Here is a 20,575-nt window from a genome sequence, read left to right on the forward strand (position 1 = left end):
CGGTCAGGCTATCACTGCGGCGCGTTACCGCAGCAGCGCCAGCGTGCGGGCTTCATCGGCCGGGTCGCCTCGGGTTACGAGCTGACCCTGGTTGATGCCGATCAACGCCAGGTTTCGGAGCGACTCCGTGCCGGTGCCGAAGTATTCATTGTGGCCGGTCGCTGCCTTGAGCTTCTCATGGGCAATGTGGTCGAAGCCACCCGCGACGCTCATCTTCTCGGCGCCGAAGGAAGCCGCGCCGGGGTCGCGGCCGAAGAACGCGCTGTTGGGGATGGGGTCCCAGCCGGCTTCGCCGACGAACACCTCACCGCGCACGTTCAGGTCAGCGACGGACTCGGCCGGCCCGCCCGGAGAACCCACCAGGGCGAGGGCGTCGACGGTCAGGTCGTCCTGGGCGAGCGCCATCAGCGCGGCCGTCGACCCGTAGGAGTGAGCGAGGATCGAGACGAACGGCTGCTCCGCGCCCCGCGAGGCCTGCAGTCCCTGGACGGTGGCGGTGAGTGCGTCGCGGCCCTTATCGGCCAGATCGAGCGACCCGACGTTCAGCAGGTTCGGGGTCTGGTAGCCGATCCAGGCGACCGTGGCGACGGTCTTGTTTGCTTCCGCGCTGCCGACCTCGCTGAACAGTCGCAGCCAGCTGGTCTGTTCCACGTAGAGTCCCGCGGCGGTGTCGACCCACTCACCGATCTGCGCCTGGACACCGAAGAACATGCCGGGAATCAGGTAGCTGACGTAGTCGGCCCTGTCGAGGTCGCCAAGCGCGATTGCGGCGGTGGGCTCATCGCCCACGCTGAGGGAGACCAGTTCGCGCATCGGTCGCGCCTGCGCGGAACCGAGCGCGCTTTCAATCTCGTTCAGAGTGTTCAGTCGATCGCGGAGCACGGTTGCCTGGCTGCGGCCGACGCCGTTCTCGAGTTCGGCGGTGAGCCGGTCGATCGTCTGGTTCAGGAAGGTGCGGTTCGCGACATCCCGGAACGCATACGGAACGCCGTTCAGGTTGCCCACGATCTCGGGCGCCGCGGATGTCAGGACGACCTTGGATTCTGTGGGCAAGGTGTTCCACCAGCCGGCCACGACGCCGGCCTTGGGCGGGGTGACCAGCAGGGAGGCGAGCGAGGACGGATTGTTCGCCGCGAATGAGTGCAGCTCGACGTTGTTCAACGTCGACAGGCCGCTGAGCAAGGCACCGCCGGTCATCCGTGAGAGCGGCAGATCGGTGCGTCGCAGCAGCGACATCGTGTCCTGGGGCTTCGCGCCCTGTGGCGTCACACCCAGCGACATCGTCTGCTGGGGCGATTCGATCACCTGCTCGATGACGAGCGCGCTGCTGGTTTCCGGCACGCGAAATACCTCGGTGGGCCCTCCGAAAACCCCCGAGGTCAGTGCTAACGCTGCGAATTCGAACAGCATTTGTGGGCGATTGCTCCTCGCTCGCGGACGCCCTTTCCCCTGATACAGGGCGACACGCGATTCTGATTCTAAGGGAGCAATCAGCCGGAATGAGAAGAATTTACGAGTTGGACACCTTGTTGGTCATTATTCGACGTCCAGGGCGGATGGGCCGCCCTCGACCAACAGCTTGAACTGCGCCGCGTCGATGATCCGAACGCCGAGTTGCTCGGCCTTGGTCAGCTTGGACCCAGCACCGGGGCCGGCAGCGACGAAGTCGGTCTTCTTGCTCACGCTGGACGCCGCCTTACCGCCCGCAGCGATGATCGCCTCCTGCGCACCCTCACGCGAGTACCCCTCGAGCGATCCGGTCGCGACGACGGTGAGCCCGGCGAGCGGACCGTCGGCGTTCGCCGATTGCCCGGGTCCCTGATGGCCCGGCGTGGAGAACTGAACCCCCGCGGCCGTCCAGCGGTCGATGATCTCGAGATGCCAGTCCACCTCGAACCAGGCAAGCACGGAATCGGCGATGATGCCGCCGACGCCTTCAACCTCGGCGAGCTCATCGCGGGCAGCGCCACGGATGCCGTCCAGCGAGCCGAAGTGCGCAGCCAGGGCGCGAGCCGCGACCGGGCCGACGTGGCGGATGTTGAGGCTCACGAGGATCCGCCAGAGCGGTTTGGTCTTCGCCTTCTCGAGCTCGTCGAGCAGTTTGACCGCAGCAGATGACGGCTGCAGGCCGGTGATCCCCTGCTTCTTCTCTGCGGCGGACGGGTTGCGGCGGAATGGTGCCCGGCGGCGCGCGGTGCCGTCTTCCTCGAGCTTCGGCATGCCCGTCTCCGAGTCGCGAACCACAACCTCGATCGGCAGCAGGTCTTCGAGGGTGAGCTCGAACAAGGCCGCTTCGGTTTCCAGCGGCGGGTCGGCGGGGACATCCGGCTGGGTCAGCGCTGCGGCGGACACCTCACCGAGTACCTCGATATCGAGCGCCCCGCGGCTGCCGATGTGCTCGACCCTGCCACGCACCTGGGCGGGACAGCTGCGCGCGTTCGGGCAGCGCAGGTCGATGTCGCCCTCCTTCATCGGCCGCAGCGGTGTGCCGCACTCCGGGCAGTCCGCCGGCATCACGAATTCGCGCTCGCTGCCGTCGCGCAGTTCGACCACCGGTCCGAGGACCTCGGGGATCACGTCGCCCGCCTTGCGCAGCACGACGGTGTCGCCGATGAGCACGCCCTTGGCCTTGACGACATCCTGATTGTGCAGTGTGGCCTGGCGCACCTCGCTGCCCGCCACGCGCACCTTCTCCATCACCGCGAACGGGGTTGCCCGGCCGGTGCGGCCGACGCTGACGACAATGTCGAGCAGCTTGGTGTTCACCTGCTCGGGTGGGTACTTGTAGGCGATGGCCCAGCGCGGCGCCCGGCTGGTGGACCCGAGTTCGTCGTGCAGCGCGAGCTCGTCGACCTTGATCACGATGCCGTCGATCTCGTGTTCGACGCTGGCCCGGTGCTCACCGAAGTGCTCGATGAACGCCGCGGCATCCGCAGCGCTTTGCGTGACCTTGAAATGCGTGCTCGTCGGCAGCCCCCACTCCGCGAGCTGCGCGTACACCTCGGACTGGCTCTCGAGTGTTGGACCGTTTCCATCGGAACCGCGCCAGGCGCCGATCCCGTGCACGAGCATCCGCAGCCTGGTCAACCGGTTCTTCATTAGCTGCAGCCCGGCCGCGGTCTTGCCCTCGGACTTCTGCCGCAGGCTTCCGGATGCCGCGTTCCGCGGGTTCGCGAAGACGCGCTCTCCCGCCGCTGCCTGCTCGGCGTTCAGCTCACGGAACGCCTCGACCGGGAAGAACACTTCGCCGCGCACCTCGACGATCGGCGGGTGTCCTTCGCCGGTCAGCCGCTTCGGGATGCCGGGGATGAAGGCGACATTTTCGGTGACGTCTTCACCGGTGACGCCATCGCCGCGGGTGGCCGCGGTGACCAGGACGCCGTTCTGGTAGCGGAGGTTGAGCGCGAGCCCGTCGATCTTCAGCTCGCAGAGGTAGTCGACCGGGCGGCTCGAGTCGCGCTCGACCCGCGCGGCCCAGGCCAGGAACTCCTCGATACTGAACACGTTGTCGAGGCTGAGCATCCGTTCGGCATGCTGGACCGGGTCGAACAGGGTCTGCGCTCGGCCGCCGACGGTTTGCGTCGGGCTGTCTTGTCCCTGCAGCTCGGGGAAGAGGCGCTCCAGCTCTTCCAGCCGGTGCATGAGCGAGTCGTATTCCTCATCCGAGACCAGCGACTCGTCGCGCTCGTAGTAGGCGTCGCGGAGCTCGAGGATCCGGGTGGTCAGCCTCTCGGCTTCGGCGTGGGCCGCTTCAAGTTCGGAAAGGGTGTACTGGCCGCCCTGCTCGGCGATGCTCGCATTTGCCACCCCGTCAGTCTACGAACAGGCGGCGACACCCATCCCGATATGCTCCGAGGTGTCCACAGACAGCCGTGTTCACAGACAGCCGTGCTCACAGACAGCCGTGCTCACAGACAACAGGGGGAACCAGTGACCGAACCGACCGATGAGCTTCGCGCCTACGCTCGGAAGCGGATCAAAGCCAGGCAGGATTTCAAGCAGATCCTCATCGTCTGGGTGGCGATTTCTGCGCTCGCCATTGCGGTCTGGTACTTCACCGGAATAACGCAGTACTTCTGGCCGGGCTGGGTCATGTTCGGCATCGGGATCGGGGTTGTCGTGTCCGGCTTCGAAGCCTACGGCCCGCGACTCGGCGTCATCACCGAGCAGGACATCGACGCCGAGGTGGAGAAACTCAGCCGACGCTGACGGCTGAAACCGTGCGGTCGATCGTGCACTGGCCGAGCACCCGGGTGCCGACGTAGACCACCGCGGTCTGGCCGGGCGCGACACCGTTCAACGGCTCGGTCGGCGTGACCACCAGCTCGAATTCTGAGCTGGTCTGGGCGCTGCGTGACGCGGAGATCTGCTCGGCGCCGACGGCGTAGTCCTCGAGGTTCACCCGGGACAGGCGGGCTCGCGCGGGCACCGGGTCGGCATGCGCACGGATCTGCACGTCGCAGTCGAATTCATCGAACTCGTCGGCGATGATGCCCGACTCGAGTGGTCCGAGCCCTGCCCAGCTGAACTTGCGGCCGGCGATGAGCGCGACATCCAGCGCCTCGCGGGGTCCGACGACGACCTCGTTGGACTTGGGACGCACTTCGAGCACGAAGCGGGGCTTGCCGTCCGCAGCGGGAAAGCCGATGTTGAGGCCCTTGCGCTGGCCGACGGTAAAGGCGTGGGCGCCTTCGTGGGTGCCGATGTTCTCGCCGTCGCGGTCGAGGATCGCGCCCGGCTCGGCACCGACCTTGTCGGCGAGCCAGCCGCGCGTGTCGCCGTCCGGGATGAAGCAGATGTCGTGGCTGTCCGGCTTGTTCGCGACACTGAATCCGCGGTCGGCTGCCTCGGCGCGCACCTCGGCCTTCGACGGGGTCTCCCCCAACGGGAACATGGAGTGGGCCAGCTGCTCACTGGTCAGCACACCGAGCACATAGGACTGGTCCTTCGCCCAGGCGCTCGCGCGGTGCAGCTCGCGGTTGCCCGCGGCATCCGTCACCACCTTTGCGTAGTGACCGGTGGCGACCGCATCGAACCCGAGCGCGACTGCCTTCTCGAGGAGCGCTGCGAACTTGATCTTCTCGTTGCAGCGCATGCACGGGTTGGGCGTGCGTCCGGCGGAGTATTCGGCGATGAAGTCGTCGACGACGTCGAGCTTGAAGCGTTCGGAGAAGTCCCACACGTAGAACGGGATTCCCATCATGTTCGCGGCCCGCTGCGCGTCCATCGAATCTTCGATGGTGCAGCAGCCGCGGCTGCCGGTGCGGAGGGTGCCGGGCATCCGGCTGAGGGCGAGGTGCACGCCGACGACGTCGTGCCCTGCTTCGACCGCACGCGCGGCAGCTACCGCGGAGTCGACTCCGCCACTCATTGCCGCCAGAACTTTCACCCGGATAGTGTAGGCGCTCGAACTGCGCGCTGGAGCAAAAGGGATCGCGCAGCGATCCGCGACGCCAGCGCCGCCGGAGCCTGCGACGGCGGTCGTCGGCTGAGGCGGTCGTCGGCTAGTGTCCGAGAACCGGCGTCCGCTCGGCGAGTCCGGCACGGCCCGCCTGCTCGACCGCGGCGGGCAGCGCGGCGAGGAATGCGTCGATCTCCTCCGCGGTCGTCTCCGGCCCTAGGGTCATCCGCAGCGCGCCACGGGCATCCGCTTCCGAGAGGCCCATCGCCATCAGGACATGGGATGCCTCGGGCACCCCGGCCGTACAGGCCGAGCCGGTCGACACCGAGAACCCGGCCATGTCGAGCAGGAACAGCAGCGAGTCGCCTTCACAGCCTGGGAAGGTGAAGTGCGCGTTGCCCGGCAGGCGATTCACCGGGTCACCGCGCAATATCGCCGACGGCACCGCCTGGTGCACACCGTCGATCAGCCGGTCACGCAGCACCCGCAGCGGTGCGGGGTCGGGCAGGGTGGCTGCGGCCACTCCGAACGCGACGGCGCCCGCGGCATCCTGCGTCCCGGACCGGGCACGCTGCTGGTTCCCGCCATGCAGGAGCGCCTCGACCTTCGCCGACCTAGCCACCAGCAGGGCGCCGGTGCCGACCGGACCGCCGATCTTGTGGGCCGAGACGCTGAGCGCCGCAATGCCCGAGCCGCTGAAGGCGATCGGCAGGTAGCCGTAGGCGGCGACCGCGTCCACGTGGACCGGAACCCCGTGGCGCGCCGCGAGGGCGACCACCTCATCGATCGGCTGAATCGTGCCGACCTCGTTGTTCGCCCAGAGGATCGTGACCAGGGCAACGTCGTCGGCGAGCGCCGCCTCGAGCGCGTCCAGGCGGATGCGGCCGGTCTCATCCACCGGAATCCACTCGATCTCCGCGTCCTCGAACTTCTCCAGCCACTCGACACTGTCGATGGTGGCGTGGTGCTCGGCGCGGGTGACCAGAATGCGGCGACGCGGTTTGCGCGCCCAGTACAGGCCCTTGATCCCCAGGTTCACCGACTCGGTGCCGCCCGAGGTGAACACCACTTCGATCGTCTCCGCCCCGAGCGAGATGGCAACCTGCTCGCGAGCCTCCTCGAGCATCCGCTTCGCGTTCTGCCCCTGGCTGTGGATCGACGCGGGGTTGCCGACGAGACCGAGCGCCTGCGTGTAGGCGCTCAGAACCTCGGGCCGAATCGGCGAGGTGGCGGCGTGGTCAAGGTAGATAGGCATGTGCTTCGTCAGGGCCTGTCGTGGCTGTTTACTACTCTAGGTCTCATGTCCGCCGCCGACCCTCTGCGATCTCTCGGCGTCCGGCACACCTCTCGGGGTGGCGAACTGCGGGTCTGGAGCGAGCATGCCACCGGGATGCGGCTGGTGCTGTTCGATGAGAAGGACCCGGACTGGGTGAGCCGCATTATCCCGATGGCTCGGGATACGCACGGCGTCTGGGTCGGCCGCTCCCGCTCGCTCGTGCCCGGCGCGCGCTACGGGCTTCGGGTGTCCGGCCCGGAGGGCCCGACGCATGCGTTCGACGACAGCCTCGACCTGCTCGATCCTTACGCCCGCGGGCTGGTGCGCACTCCGACTGGTAACTGGCGCAGTTACGTGCAGGACGAAGACTTCGACTGGGGCGGCATCCAGAAACCGCGGATTCCGCTCGACCACACCGTGCTGTACGAGGCCCACGCGAAGGGGCTGACGAAGCTGAATCCGGATGTCCCGGAAGAACTCCGTGGCACCTACGCCGGTCTCGCGCACCCGGCGACGATCGCCTACCTGAAGGATCTGGGTGTGACCACGGTGGAGCTGCTGCCGGTGCACCAGTCCGTGAGCGAACAGCGCCTGATCAAGCAGGGATTGGTCAATTACTGGGGGTACAACACCCTCAACTTCTTCACCCCGCACGGCGGTTACGCGACCGCCGAAGCCCAGAACGGCGGCACGGGTGCGGTGCTGCGTGAGTTCAAGGGCATGGTGCGGTTGCTGCACGAGGCCGGCCTCGAAGTCGTGCTCGATGTCGTCTACAACCACACCGCCGAGGAAGGCCGTGGCGGCCCCACCTCGAGCCTCCGCGGGATTGACAACGCCAGCTACTACCGCCAGGACGACGCCGGCAACTACATCGACACCACGGGCTGTGGCAATGCGGTGAACTTCTCGGTGCCGGCCGCTCAGCGACTGGTGCTCGATTCGTTGCGCTACTGGGCGAACGAGGTGCAGATCGACGGTTTCCGGTTCGATTTGGCTGTGACGCTCGGCCGTGACGAGCGCCACGAGTTCCAGCCGGAGCATCCGCTGCTCACTGAGATCCGCGACGACCCCTACCTGCAGGACGTCAAGCTCATCGCCGAGCCGTGGGATGTCGGCATGGGCGGCTGGCAGTCGGGCAACTTCCCGACCGGGTACCTCGAGTGGAATGACGGCTACCGCGACCGGATGCGCTCATTCTGGCTCACTGACATCGCCTCCGCCCGCGATCACGGCAAAGCCAGCGAGGGCATCGGCTCGTTCACCCGGCGTCTGGCCGGATCCGCGCACGTGTTCACCGACGAGCGCGGCCCGCTCGCGAGCGTCAACTTCATCACCGCGCACGATGGCTTCACCGTCGCCGACCTCGTCGCCTACAACGCCAAGCACAACCTGGGAAATGGCGAAGCGGGCCGCGACGGCACGAACGACAACCGGTCGTTCAATCACGGCTTGGAGGGGCCGACGACGGATGCCGCCATCCTGGGCGTGCGGCGGAAGGCGATGCGCAACCTGCTCGCCTCCCTGCTGCTCGGCGCCGGCGTGCCGATGCTCACCGCCGGCGACGAGTTCGGCCGGTCGCAGCGTGGCAACAACAACGCCTACTGTCACGACGACGAGCTGACCTGGCTGAGCTGGCAGCGCGAGGACTGGCAGCAGGACCTGCACGAGATCACGCGCACACTGCTGCGGTTGCGCCGCGAGAACCCCGCCCTGAGACCGGTGCGGTTCGGCAAGTTCGGCGAGACCGTGCCGAGCGCGACCCAGATGGACTGGTACAACAAACAGGGCTTGTCGATGGCCGACGAGGATTGGGACTCCCCCGCCGAACGCACCGTGCAATACCTCGCCGCGTCAACGCCGGAGGAGGAATCTTCCAACCGGATCCTGCTGGTTGTGCACGGACTCGAGCAGGACGTCACGGTGACGCTGCCCGAGCATGAGGGCGTGAGCTCGTACACGCTGCTGTGGGATTCGGCGCGCGACGACCTGTCCGCAGCCGCCCTCGAGCACGGTCCTGGCAGTGAACTGACGCTGGCGGGCACCTCGATGCAACTGTTCCGGGCGCACTGAATGGCATCGACCACGGCGACGGTCGCGCTGCACGCGGCGGGCATACCGTTCACGCCGCACGAGTACGAGCACGACCCTGCGACGTCCAACTTCGGCATGGAAGCCGCCACCGCGCTCGGGCTTGACCCGGACCGGGTGTTCAAGACACTCCTCGCCGACGTGGACGGAAAACTCGTCGTCGGGGTTGTGCCGGTGACGGGCAAACTCGACCTCAAGGCCCTCGCCGCAGCTGTGGGCGGCAAGAAGGCCGCGATGGCGGACCCGGCGCTGGCCGAACGCCGGACCGGTTACGTGGTCGGCGGGATCAGCCCGGTCGGGCAGAAGATGCGGCACGTGACGGTCATTGACGAGACCGCCGAGCTGTTCGACACGGTGTTCGTCAGTGGCGGGCGCCGCGGCTTCGACATCGAGGTCGCTCCGGCTGATCTGGTCGCGGTGACCGGGGCGGTCGTCGCCGACATCGCGCGGTAAGGATCAGTCAGCGACTGCGATCAGGCCCAGCTCGGCCGGAGTGTCGAGCTGCGGATGATTGGGCACGACCCGCACGTTGTAGCCGAAGCTGCCCGCCCGATCGAGCGGCACGGTCCCGGTGAACACCGCCGGGCGACCCGGCTCGCGGGCGGCCAGTTCGAGTCGTTCTCGCCGGATTCCGGTGAGCTTCTCCTCGTCGACCGCCCGGCCGTAGACCACCTCGACCTTGACGTCATCGGGCTCCAGCGACCCGAGCGAGACGAACGCGCGCACGTGCAGCGCGTCGCCGACCTGCGCGGGCGCCTCGACTCCACCGGATTCGACGTGGGCCACCGTGACATCCGGCCACGCCTCGCGAACCCGCCGTTTCCAGATCGCGAGGTCCCGCGCCGGCAGGTAGTCATCGGCGGTCATCGTGCGGACGGATGCCGCGGCCGGGAGGTACAGCGCGGTGACGTACTCGCGCACCATCCGATCGGCAGACAACTCGGGCGAGAGCGTCGCCAGGCTGTGCCGGATGGCTTTCACCCAGTGCTCAGGCACCGACCCGGTGCGGTCGTAGAACCGGGGAGCGATCTGGAACTCGATGAGGTCGTACAGGCTCTGCGCCTCGATGGCGTCACGCTCGGCGGCATCGCCAGCGGCATCCGCCGTCGGAATCGCCCAGCCGTTCTTCTCGTCGTAGTACTCGGCCCACCAGCCGTCGAGGATGGACAGGTTCAGCGACCCGTTGAGAGCCGCCTTCATTCCCGAGGTTCCACACGCCTCGAGCGGGCGCAGCGGATTGTTCAGCCAGACATCCGTGCCCGGGTACAGCACCTGCGCCATGCCGATGTCGTAGTTCGGCAGGAAGACGATCCGGGTGCGCACCTCGGGATCCTGCGCGAAGTCGACCAGCCGTTGAATCAGGCGCTTGCCCTCCTCATCGGCCGGGTGGGACTTGCCGGCGACGACGAGCTGGATCGGCCGGTCCGGGTGCAGCAGGAGTGAGCGCAATCGTTCCTCGTCCTGCAGCATCAGGGTGAGCCGCTTGTAGGTGGGAACGCGACGCGCGAAGCCGATGGTGAGGACGTCGGGATCGAGCAGTTCACTCATCCACGACGGTTCGGCCACCCCCGGGTTCTGCTGGCGCCACGCGGCCGCGACCCGGCTGCGCGCGTCGGAGACCAATTGCGCGCGCATGAAGCCGCGTACCGTCCACAGGTCTGCGTCGCTGATCTCGGCCGACTGCCAGTCACACGCCGTGGTGTCGCCGGCGCCGAGCCGGGACTCGGCGAGTCCGAGCAGCAGCGGGTCGGTCCAGGTCGGAGCGTGCACGCCGTTGGTGATGGAGCCGATCGGCACGTCGTCCGGGTCGAAACCGGGCCAGAGTGCCCCGAACATGCCGCGGGAGACGGCGCCGTGCAGCTTGGACACACCGTTGGCACGCTGGGCCAGCCGAAGCCCCATCACGGCCATGTTGAAGGTGCCTTCGGCGCCGCCGTCGAAGTCTTCGGCGCCGAGCGCGAGCACGTCGGCGACCTCGACTCCGGGCAGCAGGTCGGTGGTGAAATACCGTTCGACAAGCGAGGTCTCGAACCGGTCGATCCCTGCCGCCACCGGCGTGTGGGTGGTGAACACGGTTCCGGCGCGCACGACCTGCATGGCCTCATCCATGGACAGGCCGCCGCCGATCAGGTCGCTCAGGCGTTCCAGTCCGAGGAATCCGGCGTGACCTTCGTTGGTGTGGAACACCTCGGGCGCCTGCCCGCCGGTCAGGGCGGTGAACTGGCGGATGGCGCGGACCCCGCCGATTCCGAGCAGGAGTTCCTGCAGCAGCCGATGTTCGCTGCCGCCGCCGTATAGCCGGTCGGTCACGCTGCGCAGGTCGGCGTCGTTGGAGGGGATGTCGGTGTCGAGCAGCAGCAGGGTGACCCGGCCGACCGCGACGCGCCAGACCCGCGCCGACAGCGCGCGGCCCTCGGGCAGTGCCAGCACCACCTGCGCCGGGGTCCCGTCGGGGTTGCGCAGCAGGGTGAACGGCAACCCGTCGGGATCGAGGGTCGGGTAGCTCTCCTCCTGCCAGCCTTCGCGGGAGATCGATTGCCTGAAGTAGCCGTTGCGGTAGAACAACCCGACGGCGACAATCGGGACGCCAAGGTCCGAGGCGCTTTTCAGATGGTCGCCGGCGAGGATGCCGAGGCCACCCGAGTATTGCGGCATGGCCGCGGCGATGCCGAACTCCGGCGAGAAGTACGCGATCGACGCCGGCGCGTTTTCAAGGCTCTGGTACCAGCGTGGTTCGGTGAGGTAGCGCTGCAGCTCCGCGTGCAGGGCGTGCGCCCGATCGACGAAGCCGTCGTCGGCGGCCAATGCGTCCAGACGCGTCGGTTCGATGGCGCCGAGCAGTTTGACCGGGTCGCGACCGGACGCCTCCCAGAGTTCCGGGGACATTGCCGAGAACAACTGGCGGGTGTGCTCATGCCAAGACCACCGCAGGTTGGTTGCGAGCTCCCCCAAGACGGCGAGGCGCTCGGGCAGGACGGTGCGGACAGTAAACCGACGGATCGCCTTCACCCGGCCCACTCTAAGTGAGAGGAGTTACTCGCCTGGCAACTCACGGTTACCGATTGGGCGCTTCTTGGCGGCATCCACCACGGCGCTGGCGACCATGTACCCGGCGTACAGGAACAGTCCGCCGGCGATCACCGGGACGATCCAGGCGCGGTTCTCACCATTCACGGCGTTGTTGACATATCCCAGCCACGGCACGCTGTACCAGACGCGACCCTGCACCTGGTCGGGCACGACCGGACGCGCGTCGGGAGCGTCGTTGTTGTCGCCCTGCGTGACGAAGGTCGTGCCGCCGTCCGAGGACGACGTGATCGAAATGACACGGTGGGTGACCACTTCGGGCTTGCCGGATTCGATCTGGTAGGTGATCGCATCACCGATGCGGATGTCGGCGGTGTCCACCGGTTGCACCACGATGAGGGTGCCCGGCGGCAGCGTCGGTTCCATCGAGCTCGTCAGAACGGTCAGTGGGACGGACCCGGTCGCCGCGGGGACGACAATCACCGCGGCGGCGAGCGCGAGCATCAGGACGAACAATCCACCGGACAGGCCCAAGCCGAGGTAATACAGGATGCCGCGGGTCTTTGCCAAAGTCGGTTCGGCGTCGGCATTGGCCTGGGCCTTGGCCGATGCTGCCTGGGCCTCAGCCGGTGCGGACTTGGCGTCGGCCGGAGTGGGCTGTGCGTCGGCCGCCGTGGGACGCGAGGTCATGGGTTCGGCTGCGCTCGGCGTGGGCTTCGCGGTCACTGGTTCGTCGACGGTCGGTAGGTCCGTTGCATCCGGCGTCACCGGTGAATTCTGGTCGGCCGTGTCCGGCTCGACTACTCGTCGCCCCATCAGACGCCCTCCCCCACGGATTCGGTGTCGCTGGCGCGCCGGCGTCGCCACGCCAGCAGGATGAACCCGGCGATTCCGGCGATGAACGAGCCGATGACGATGAACAGCAGGAGCAGGTTCAGCTCGCCGGTGTTCGGGTCGACGAAGGCCTGGAACGGAAACGGGAGCACCGGCAGGTCGACACGTGACGCGGTGGTCGTCGTCTCGGTGGGCGCGACACCGGTGGCGGCGACGGGGGCGGTCGCGGGGCTGCCTGTGCCGCTGTTCGGTGACGCAGTTGCAGTAGTTCCGGTAGGGGTGCGTCCGGGTTCGCCGAGCACGGGCAGTTCGGTGCCATCCGGGCCGCAATCCGTCGATGAGAACGCCGGGTAGGCCGGGTCGACGAGTGCTACGCGGATGCTGGTCCAGGCAGTCGCTCCCTGTCCGACCTGACCGGTCAGGTCGCCCAGGTTGAGTTCGGTAACCAGACGACGAGTCTCACCGGGCTGCAGAATCGGTCCCTCGAGTAGGACCGCGCACGGGTTGGCGGCGCTGAGCGGAACCGCCGGGCGGACGCCGCCACCGGCCAACGTCGTCATCATCGTGAGTGCGTCGGCGAGCGCGTCGTCGGTGGTGACCACATCGATCAGCGACACTCGCAGCACGCCAGGGGCCGTGGACGTGTTGCGCACCCAGAGGTCCTCGCTCACCGCGTCGCCGGGGACGAGCGGACTTGTCAAGGTGAACAGCGCACCGGGAAGCGTGGACGAATAGGTGACGTCATCTGCGGACACCTCGACACCGTTGCCTGCCGCGTGGGCGGGTGTCACGATCAGTCCGCCAGCGACGACAGCAAGGGCGATGCCCATCGTTGCGGAGATTCCCGCCTGCTTGAGCCTAAACACCAGATAACACGAAACTCTGTGCGGTATTCGCAGGGTCGCAGACCGTCAGCTGAATGCGCGTCTCCGAACTTTGCGGCACTCTCGTCGCGCAGGTACCCGTTACGGCGTTGATCAGCTGGTAGCCGCCCGTGCCATGCGCCTGGATCTTCCAGCCGGACGAGGTGTCGTTATTCGCGTTTTGGCTCTGCACGGTGGCCGTGCCATTCAAACCCCAGATCCGGCCATCGTGGCTAAGCGAGACGATTTGGAACGTGTCCGACATCCCGATTCGGGTGAAGCGCCACCGTTCAGGGTTTTGGGTGCATTTGGTGAGTGTGGTGACGGAGAGAGGAGTGTTGTGACCATTGCCGCCGATGGAGATGCACACATCCCCGTTAGTGATCGTGTAGCTGTTGGTCGGGGTGGGAGCGAACAGGGATGTCGTGAACTCCGCCGTGTGCGTACCACTCGATGCCGACCAAGAACTGGCGGTCACCTTGCTGACAAAGTTGACGCTGAGCTTCTGGTTCGAAACATCAGCGAGACCCATCGCCGTCGCCTCGACACCGATGCAATAGACGGTTGATTCACCAGTGCCAAGGCTTCCGGTGAGAGTCTCCCAGCTGTAGCCGACAGCGGACGCGGGAATCTCCTCACCGCATTGTGAAGGCTGCGCGACGGTCCATCGCCACGCGCGCAGATAGGTTGCGAGTTGCGTCAACTTGTTCGAACTGGCCAGAAACGTGTAGGCGGTCGACACCGAGCTGGTGTTAGTCACGGTGATTGCACCGACGATGCGGGGTGCAACGGCCGAGAACGCGTGAGAGAAGTTGGTTGCGGACTGAGACACGGACACAGTTGCCGCTTTCACAGAAGCAGACGTGCTCGTGGAAGCTGTCCAGACCGCGTACGCCGCACTGGAGCCGCCGAAAACAAGCAGCACGCTGACAACAGCCGCGATCGCCTTGCGGGAAACGCGCCGACCGCCGTCTGACCGTGCTGAGGTGCCCAAGAGTCCTAGTCGTGAGCGCGTTGGACTAGGACTTTCGGGCACCTCGGTGCCTCGAGTGGTGACTCGCCCGCGAGTTCTGAACATGGTCGGGGTTACCTCTGCGTTGCAGTCAGGTTGATCGCGAATGAGGCGGTCTGCCCCTGGACGGTGATGGGAGCGTCGGCATTGAGCCGGACTTCGGCACAGAACGTCATCGGCGTATTCGCTGGCATCTCGGCGATAGCCACGGCGCCGGTGGACGTGAGAACAGTCTCCATGCCGCCCGTCCGTCCCGGCTTGCAAAGCTCGCCTTCCGAGAGATGGGTGAGGCGCAACGTCATGTGCGAGGCGATCTCCGGGACCGGCGCGGCGACGGTGAGCGACGCCGACAGGGAGGCTGCGACCGTCCCGGCGTTGGTGACGACAAACGTCTCAGTCGCCGACTCGCCAGGCAAGAGGTTGGACCAGGCGCCGGTGTTGAGCGCTGGCTTGTCGATCATGAGTGTCATCGAGCCGGACGTGATCGCACCGGGGGTGACGGTTTCTGCGTCGCTCCAGAGCGCGTAAGTGCCGCCGGTTGGGACGAGGGCGAGACCTACTGCGGTTGCTACGGCAGCCAGGAGGAGCGTGCGAGCCTTCGGCCGCTTGGGTACGCGAATGCTGAGCATGGCGTCGCCTTCCACTCGTTCGGGTCGATGGGAAGAGGGTGTGTCCGCCCGGGTAGAGGCGGGCACACCGGCCGTTACTTCTGTGCGATCGTGAAATTGACCTCGGTCAGCGCGAGCTTCACGTTCTGGCCGGTAGTGCCCGAGATTGTGTCGGGGAAAATCACAGTCAGTGTCGCTCTATCGATCGCGCTAGCCTGTGCCGCGCTCAATCCGGTGAGAGTCGTGATCTCTGTAGCGCCGTCGTAAGCGCGCAGTTGAAGAGTTCCACCAGCGTTCTTGAACGCGGTCACATCACTCTTACCAAGGTCGAAGCCGAAGTCTGCTTTGAGGTTCGCGCCCTCGGCATCGATTCTGAGCGGCTGTGTCAAGACAACCGTCGTGCCCGGGACGAGCTTCTGAGTCGCGGGATTGAAGGCAGTGCCGGATACCGCTGCGGGTGCAACGTACGCCCATGTTTGAGCGGTCTGGTCGGCAGAAACGGTCATCTTTCCTACGCTGATCTCGCCAGCGGCGACGGTGGCCTCTGCGTTCCAGAGGGCAAACGTGCTCGCCCCTCCGAGGAGCAGCGCGATGCCTGCAGCGCCGGCGATGGATCCCTTGACGAGCTTGTTCATGAGCCTTGTCCTTATTCCGCGGCTCGTGGCCGCTCTAGGTAGTGAGTCCCCCGGCTCACGGCTCGACGACGACGCCCCACCCCGTGCCGCCTCGGGTGGCTGGCAGGGGTGGTGCGTCGTTCGCTCGGGTGATTCGGGTTGTTAGATCGCACAGGCGGCGGGTAGGCGACCGCCTGGTCGCGGGTAGGTATTGCTTCGGGTAGTTCAGGTAGTTCAGAGATCGGGCCGGGTGAGTCCGATTCGTTCCCCCGACCACTCACACTAGTTGTCGGGTTTATGGAGGACAAGCATGTACCCCATCCAACACGCCCCCAGTGCGAGGGGCACAACTCGTGTCCCCATCAATGCGGACAGACAGAACGGGACGTCTCCTCGCCCCTGGCACACGAAGGTGCAATTCCAACTTGCGATTCCCCGGCGGTGCTTCGGGTTGTGCAGGCGGCGGGTTGGGGACCGCCTGCACTGAGGGGTGTGAAGAAAGACGCCAAGGCGGCGCGGGATGCTTCCTCCAAACGATGAATCTATAAGTCCTCCTTTTGGAGGACAAGACTTATCTTCACGACATGTGAACCCAGTACGGGGGACAACGCACGCGGCGGAGGGCAGGCGGTACGGTCGGAGTGTGGTGACACCAGAGCACGAAACCAGCCCCGCCGCGACACGATCGACCGGTGCCTCCGCCCCGGTGATCGGCCGCATCCCCATCCGGCACCTGTCACCGCGACAGCCGGAAGATCGCTGGGCCCCCAAGGCGTTCGTCGGCGAGGTGGTCCCCTTCGCCGCCACGGTGTTCCGCGAGGGCCATGACCAGCTCGGGGTGACGCTGGAATTGACGGCCCCGGATGGCACGGCCAAGCAGCATCCGATGATCATGACGATCCCCGGGACCGACCGCTATTCCGCCGACATCCAACTCGATCTCCCCGGCACCTGGACTTACCGCGTGCTCGCCTACTCTGACGACTGGGCGACCTGGCTGCACAACGCCGAGATCAAGGTTCCGGCCGGCCAGGACGTCGAGCTCATGTTCGCCATGGCCGGGCAACTGCTGAAACGAGCCGGCCGATCAACGGTCGCGAAGGACGTCGCGGTCGCCATCTCGAACACGAAGCTCTCCCCCGCCGAACGCCTGCGCGCAACTTCCGACCCGCGGCTGTTGCGAGCCCTGGCTGCCTATCCGATCGCCAGCCTGCACACCTGGTCTGAGACGGTCGCCGTGCGCGTTGAGCGCACGCGGGCGGGCGTCGGCAGCTGGTACGAGTTCTTCCCGCGCAGCGAGGGCGCGAAGAAGCACCGGGACGGCTCGTGGACCAGCGGCTCCTTCCGAACCGCTGCCAGGCGGCTTCCTGCGATCGCGCGGATGGGTTTCGACGTCGTCTACCTGCCGCCGATCCACCCCATTGGGCACTCGTTCCGCAAGGGCCCGAACAACACCCTTACCCCTGGACCGCACGATCCGGGCTCGCCGTGGGCGATCGGCTCAGAGGACGGCGGACACGACGCCGTGCACCCCGACCTCGGCACGATCGCCGACTTCGTGGCCTTCGTCGGCACGGCGAAGAAGAACAACCTCGAGGTCGCGCTGGACCTGGCGCTGCAGTGCTCCCCCGACCATCCGTGGGTGCACGAGCATCCGGAATGGTTCACCAAGCTGCCGGATGGCTCGATCGCCTACGCGGAGAACCCGCCGAAGAAGTACCAGGACATCTACCCGCTCAACTTCGACAACGACCCCGAAGGCCTCCGGCAAGAGGTGCTGCGCATCGTGAAGCACTGGATCGGCCTCGGCGTCAACATCTTCCGGGTGGACAACCCCCACACCAAGCCGCTGGCCTTCTGGGAATGGCTGCTGCACGAGGTGAACACCGAGTATCCGGATGTCGTGTTCCTCGCCGAGGCGTTCACCCGCCCCGCGATGATGCAGTCGCTCGCCGGAGCAGGTTTCCAGCAGTCCTACACGTACTTCACCTGGCGGAACACCAAGCCGGAACTCGAGAGCTACCTGACCGAACTGTCCCAGGAGACCGCTGATTTCCTGCGTCCCAACCTGTTCGTCAACACGCCAGACATCCTCACCGAATACCTGCAGTTCGGCGGCCCGGCTGCCTACAAGGTGCGCGCGGCGATCGCGGCGACCGGGGCGCCGACCTGGGGCGTGTATTCCGGGTACGAGCTGATCGAGAACGTCGCCCGGCCGGGGTCCGAAGAGAACATCGACAACGAGAAGTACGAGTACAAGCCTCGGGACTGGGCACGCGCCGAGAAGCTCGGGGCATCGCTCGCGCCCTATCTGACCCAGCTGAACAAGATTCGAGCCGAACAGCCTGCGCTGCGACAGTTGCGGAACCTGCGTGTGCACTGGAGTGACGACGACTCGATCCTCGTCTACACGAAGTACCTGCCGGGTCGCCATGTGCGCACCGGTCGCGCCAACGGCATCATCGTGGTCGCCAACCTCGACCCGCACTCGGTGCGCGAGACGGTGGTCCACCTCGACGTCACCGAACTGGGCCTGCCGCTCGGTGCCCGGTTCGACGTGCGCGACCTGATCACTGGCCAGCAGTTCGAGTGGGGTGCCGACAATTACGTGCGCCTGGATGCGTTCACCGAACCGGTGCACATCCTGCGCGTCGACTACCCGCGAGGTGTCTGATGCTGCCCAAACTGGCTCCCGAGACCATCACGGCGCTGGCCACCGGCAGTCACCAGCGGCCGCACGACCACCTCGGTCAGCACCCCGTCGACGACGACACAGTCGTCATTCGGGCGGTCCGCCCGCTGGCGGCGACGGTCACCGCGGTGCGCGGCGACGGCAGCGGGATTGAACTGACTCACGTCGCCGATGGGCTCTGGGAGGCATCCGCTGCCGCGCCGATCCAGCCCTACGTGCTGCGCGCGACCTATGGCGACGGCTCCGAGTGGAGCACCGACGACCCCTATCGATTCATGCCCTCCTTCGGCGATGTCGATTTGTACCTCTGGGGTGAGGGCAGGCACGAGCAGCTCTGGAAGGCGCTCGGCGCCCACCACCGCGAGCACGAGGGCGTCGACGGAACGTCATTCAGCGTCTGGGCGCCGCGCGCCCGGGCAGTGCGCGTGGTCGGTGACTTCAACCGCTGGGACGGGGTGCTGCACGCCATGCGCCGCCTCGACGGCAGCGGCGTCTGGGAGCTGTTCGTGCCCGGCCTGCAGGCCGGCAGCACCTACAAGTTCGAGATCCTCACCGCGGGTGGCGAATGGGTGAAGCGGGCGGATCCGATGGCCCGGTTCACCGAGGCTCCGCCAGCCACCGCTTCGGTCATCGGCGACAGTAGCTACCGGTGGCAGGATGCCGCGTGGCTGACAGCCCGTGCCGAGCGGGATTTGCACTCCAGCCCGATGAGCGTCTACGAGGTGCACCTCGGATCCTGGCGTCCCGGTCTCGGCTACCGCGAGATCGCCGACCCGCTCATCGACTACGTCACCGAGCTCGGGTTCACCCACGTCGAGTTCATGCCACTGGCCGAGCATCCCTTCGGCGGTTCCTGGGGCTACCAGGTAACCGGCTACTACGCGCCGACCAGCCGGTTCGGCCACCCGGACGACCTGCGGTACCTCATCGATCGCCTGCACCAGGCCGGCATCGGCGTGATCATGGACTGGGTCCCGGGGCACTTTCCGAAGGACGAGTGGGCGCTCGCACGCTTCGACGGTGAACCGCTCTACGAACACGCCGATCCTCGTCGCGGCGAGCAGCTGGACTGGGGCACCCTGGTCTTCGACTTCGGCCAGTCGCAGGTGCGCAACTTCCTGGTGGCCAACGCCTTGTACTGGCTCGAGGAGTTCCACATCGACGGTCTTCGCGTGGACGCGGTGGCCTCGATGCTCTACCTCGACTACTCGCGTGAGGAGTGGCTGCCGAACGAACACGGCGGCCGGGAGAACCTCGAGGCGATCAGCCTGCTGCAGGAGGTGAACGCCACCGCCTACAAGCGCAACCCCGGGATTGTGATGATCGCCGAGGAGTCGACCTCCTGGGACGGTGTCACCCGGCCGACCTCGGAGGGTGGACTCGGCTTCGGGCTGAAATGGAACATGGGCTGGATGCACGACTCGCTCGTGTACATGGCCAAGGACCCGCTCTACCGCAGTCACCACCATCACGACATCACGTTCAGCTTCCTGTACGCCTTCAGCGAGAACTTCATGCTGCCGATCAGTCACGATGAGGTCGTGCACGGCAAGGGCTCACTGCTCGGCCGGATGCCGGGTGACCAGTGGCAGAAACTCGCGAATGTGCGCGCCTACCTGGCATTCATGTGGGCGCATCCGGGCAAACAACTGCTGTTCATGGGTCAGGAATTCGGCCAACCCGCTGAGTGGAGCGAGGAACGCGGACTCGACTGGTGGATCCTCAACCAGCCCGCCCACGCCGGCCTGCACAAACTCGTCGCCGAACTGAACCGCACCTACCGCAACACTCCTGCCCTCTGGGAACAGGACGAGGAGCCGGCGGGCTTCGAATGGCTGGATGGCGGCAATTCCGCGCAGAGCGTCCTGTCCTTCATCCGCTGGTCAAAGGCGGGCGAGCCGCTCGCCTGCTTCTTCAACTTCAGCGGAACCCCGATCACCGACTACCGGGTCGTCCTGCCGCGGGCGGGCCGCTGGCGCGAGGTGCTGAACACGGATGCCACGGAGTACGGCGGCTCGGGAGTCGGGAACCACGGCACGGTCGTTGCCCACGACGAACCGTGGGCGGGACGCCCAGCCTCGGCTCGGTTCACCCTGCCGCCGCTCGGAGCCCTGTACCTCTCGCCGCGCTGATCAGGCGCGACTGGCTAGTCGCGCCTGG

The 20,575-nt window shown here is 66.6% G+C and carries 15 protein-coding genes; 5 read left to right on the plus strand and 10 right to left on the minus strand.

Annotation, left to right across the window (positions count from 1 at the left end):
• Positions 1-24: 24 nt before the first annotated feature.
• Entirely contained in the window at positions 25-1,341 is a 1,317-nt protein-coding gene (locus GO591_RS09075; RefSeq protein WP_157156521.1) for an alpha/beta hydrolase, read from the minus strand.
• Positions 1,342-1,536: 195 nt separating this feature from the next.
• Entirely contained in the window at positions 1,537-3,807 is a 2,271-nt protein-coding gene (ligA, locus tag GO591_RS09080) for an NAD-dependent DNA ligase LigA (protein ID WP_232466117.1), read from the minus strand.
• Positions 3,808-3,930: 123 nt separating this feature from the next.
• Between ligA and GO591_RS09085 the strand changes: the two genes are divergently transcribed.
• Positions 3,931-4,209, plus strand: a complete 279-nt coding sequence (locus GO591_RS09085) for a 2TM domain-containing protein (RefSeq protein WP_157156522.1) — start codon at positions 3,931-3,933, stop codon at positions 4,207-4,209.
• Here GO591_RS09085 and mnmA read toward each other — a convergent pair.
• Both mnmA and GO591_RS09095 read right to left on the minus strand, forming a co-directional pair.
• On the minus strand, positions 4,196-5,389 hold the full coding sequence (mnmA, locus tag GO591_RS09090; protein ID WP_198295448.1) for a tRNA 2-thiouridine(34) synthase MnmA: 1,194 nt from the start codon (positions 5,387-5,389) through the stop codon (positions 4,196-4,198). The genes GO591_RS09085 and mnmA overlap by 14 nt on opposite strands.
• A gap of 115 nt (positions 5,390-5,504) precedes the next feature.
• A complete protein-coding gene (locus GO591_RS09095; protein WP_157156523.1) occupies positions 5,505-6,656 on the minus strand; it encodes a cysteine desulfurase family protein in 1,152 nt (383 codons plus the stop codon).
• A gap of 45 nt (positions 6,657-6,701) precedes the next feature.
• Here GO591_RS09095 and glgX point away from each other — a divergent pair, with 45 nt between their 5' ends.
• Together glgX and ybaK are read left to right on the plus strand one after the other, a co-directional pair.
• A complete protein-coding gene (gene glgX / locus GO591_RS09100) occupies positions 6,702-8,747 on the plus strand; it encodes a glycogen debranching protein GlgX (RefSeq protein ID WP_157156524.1) in 2,046 nt (681 codons plus the stop codon).
• Complete coding sequence (ybaK, locus tag GO591_RS09105; RefSeq protein ID WP_157156525.1) at positions 8,748-9,218, plus strand: Cys-tRNA(Pro) deacylase; 471 nt, start codon at positions 8,748-8,750, stop codon at positions 9,216-9,218.
• A 3-nt stretch (positions 9,219-9,221) separates the two neighbouring features.
• Here ybaK and glgP read toward each other — a convergent pair whose 3' ends face one another.
• From glgP to GO591_RS09135, 6 genes are all read right to left on the minus strand, one after another.
• Positions 9,222-11,774 carry an alpha-glucan family phosphorylase gene (gene glgP / locus GO591_RS09110; RefSeq protein ID WP_157156526.1) on the minus strand — a complete coding sequence of 851 codons (2,553 nt, stop codon included), beginning with the start codon at positions 11,772-11,774 and terminating at the stop codon, positions 9,222-9,224.
• Between the two features lie 24 nt (positions 11,775-11,798).
• On the minus strand, positions 11,799-12,608 hold the full coding sequence (locus GO591_RS09115; RefSeq protein ID WP_232466118.1) for a signal peptidase I: 810 nt from the start codon (positions 12,606-12,608) through the stop codon (positions 11,799-11,801).
• A complete protein-coding gene (locus tag GO591_RS09120) occupies positions 12,608-13,492 on the minus strand; it encodes a hypothetical protein (RefSeq protein WP_157156527.1) in 885 nt (294 codons plus the stop codon). The genes GO591_RS09115 and GO591_RS09120 overlap by 1 nt, the downstream gene beginning before the upstream one ends.
• Positions 13,485-14,483 (minus strand): RICIN domain-containing protein, encoded by a 999-nt coding sequence (locus GO591_RS09125; protein ID WP_157156528.1) that lies wholly within the window; start codon positions 14,481-14,483, stop codon positions 13,485-13,487. The genes GO591_RS09120 and GO591_RS09125 overlap by 8 nt, the downstream gene beginning before the upstream one ends.
• A 92-nt stretch (positions 14,484-14,575) precedes the next feature.
• The gene (locus tag GO591_RS09130; protein WP_157156529.1) at positions 14,576-15,145 is read right to left on the minus strand and encodes a TasA family protein; all 570 of its coding nucleotides are present in this window, start codon (positions 15,143-15,145) and stop codon (positions 14,576-14,578) included.
• A gap of 59 nt (positions 15,146-15,204) precedes the next feature.
• Positions 15,205-15,744, minus strand: coding sequence for an alternate-type signal peptide domain-containing protein (locus GO591_RS09135; protein ID WP_157156530.1), 540 nt, complete (start codon positions 15,742-15,744; stop codon positions 15,205-15,207).
• Positions 15,745-16,366: 622 nt separating this feature from the next.
• Between GO591_RS09135 and GO591_RS09140 the strand changes: the two genes are divergently transcribed.
• Positions 16,367-18,397, plus strand: coding sequence for an alpha-1,4-glucan--maltose-1-phosphate maltosyltransferase (locus GO591_RS09140; protein WP_370455241.1), 2,031 nt, complete (start codon positions 16,367-16,369; stop codon positions 18,395-18,397).
• A complete protein-coding gene (gene glgB, locus GO591_RS09145) occupies positions 18,397-20,547 on the plus strand; it encodes a 1,4-alpha-glucan branching protein GlgB (RefSeq protein WP_157156532.1) in 2,151 nt (716 codons plus the stop codon). The genes GO591_RS09140 and glgB overlap by 1 nt, the downstream gene beginning before the upstream one ends.
• The last annotated feature ends 28 nt before the right edge of the window (positions 20,548-20,575 follow it).

It is taken from the genome of Diaminobutyricimonas sp. LJ205, from assembly GCF_009755725.1.
In the GTDB taxonomy this organism is placed as follows: Bacteria; Actinomycetota; Actinomycetes; order Actinomycetales; family Microbacteriaceae; genus Ruicaihuangia.

Excerpts from the sequence above, each read along its gene's own strand:
- GO591_RS09135 (WP_157156530.1), bottom strand. The coding sequence starts at position 15,744 with ATGAACAAGCTCGTCAAGGGATCCATCGCCGGCGCTGCAGGCATCGCG.
- ybaK (WP_157156525.1), top strand. The coding sequence starts at position 8,748 with ATGGCATCGACCACGGCGACGGTCGCGCTGCACGCGGCGGGCATACCG.
- GO591_RS09095 (WP_157156523.1), bottom strand. The coding sequence starts at position 6,656 with ATGCCTATCTACCTTGACCACGCCGCCACCTCGCCGATTCGGCCCGAG.
- GO591_RS09115 (WP_232466118.1), bottom strand. The coding sequence starts at position 12,608 with ATGGGGCGACGAGTAGTCGAGCCGGACACGGCCGACCAGAATTCACCG.
- glgB (WP_157156532.1), top strand. The coding sequence starts at position 18,397 with ATGCTGCCCAAACTGGCTCCCGAGACCATCACGGCGCTGGCCACCGGC.
- glgX (WP_157156524.1), top strand. The coding sequence starts at position 6,702 with ATGTCCGCCGCCGACCCTCTGCGATCTCTCGGCGTCCGGCACACCTCT.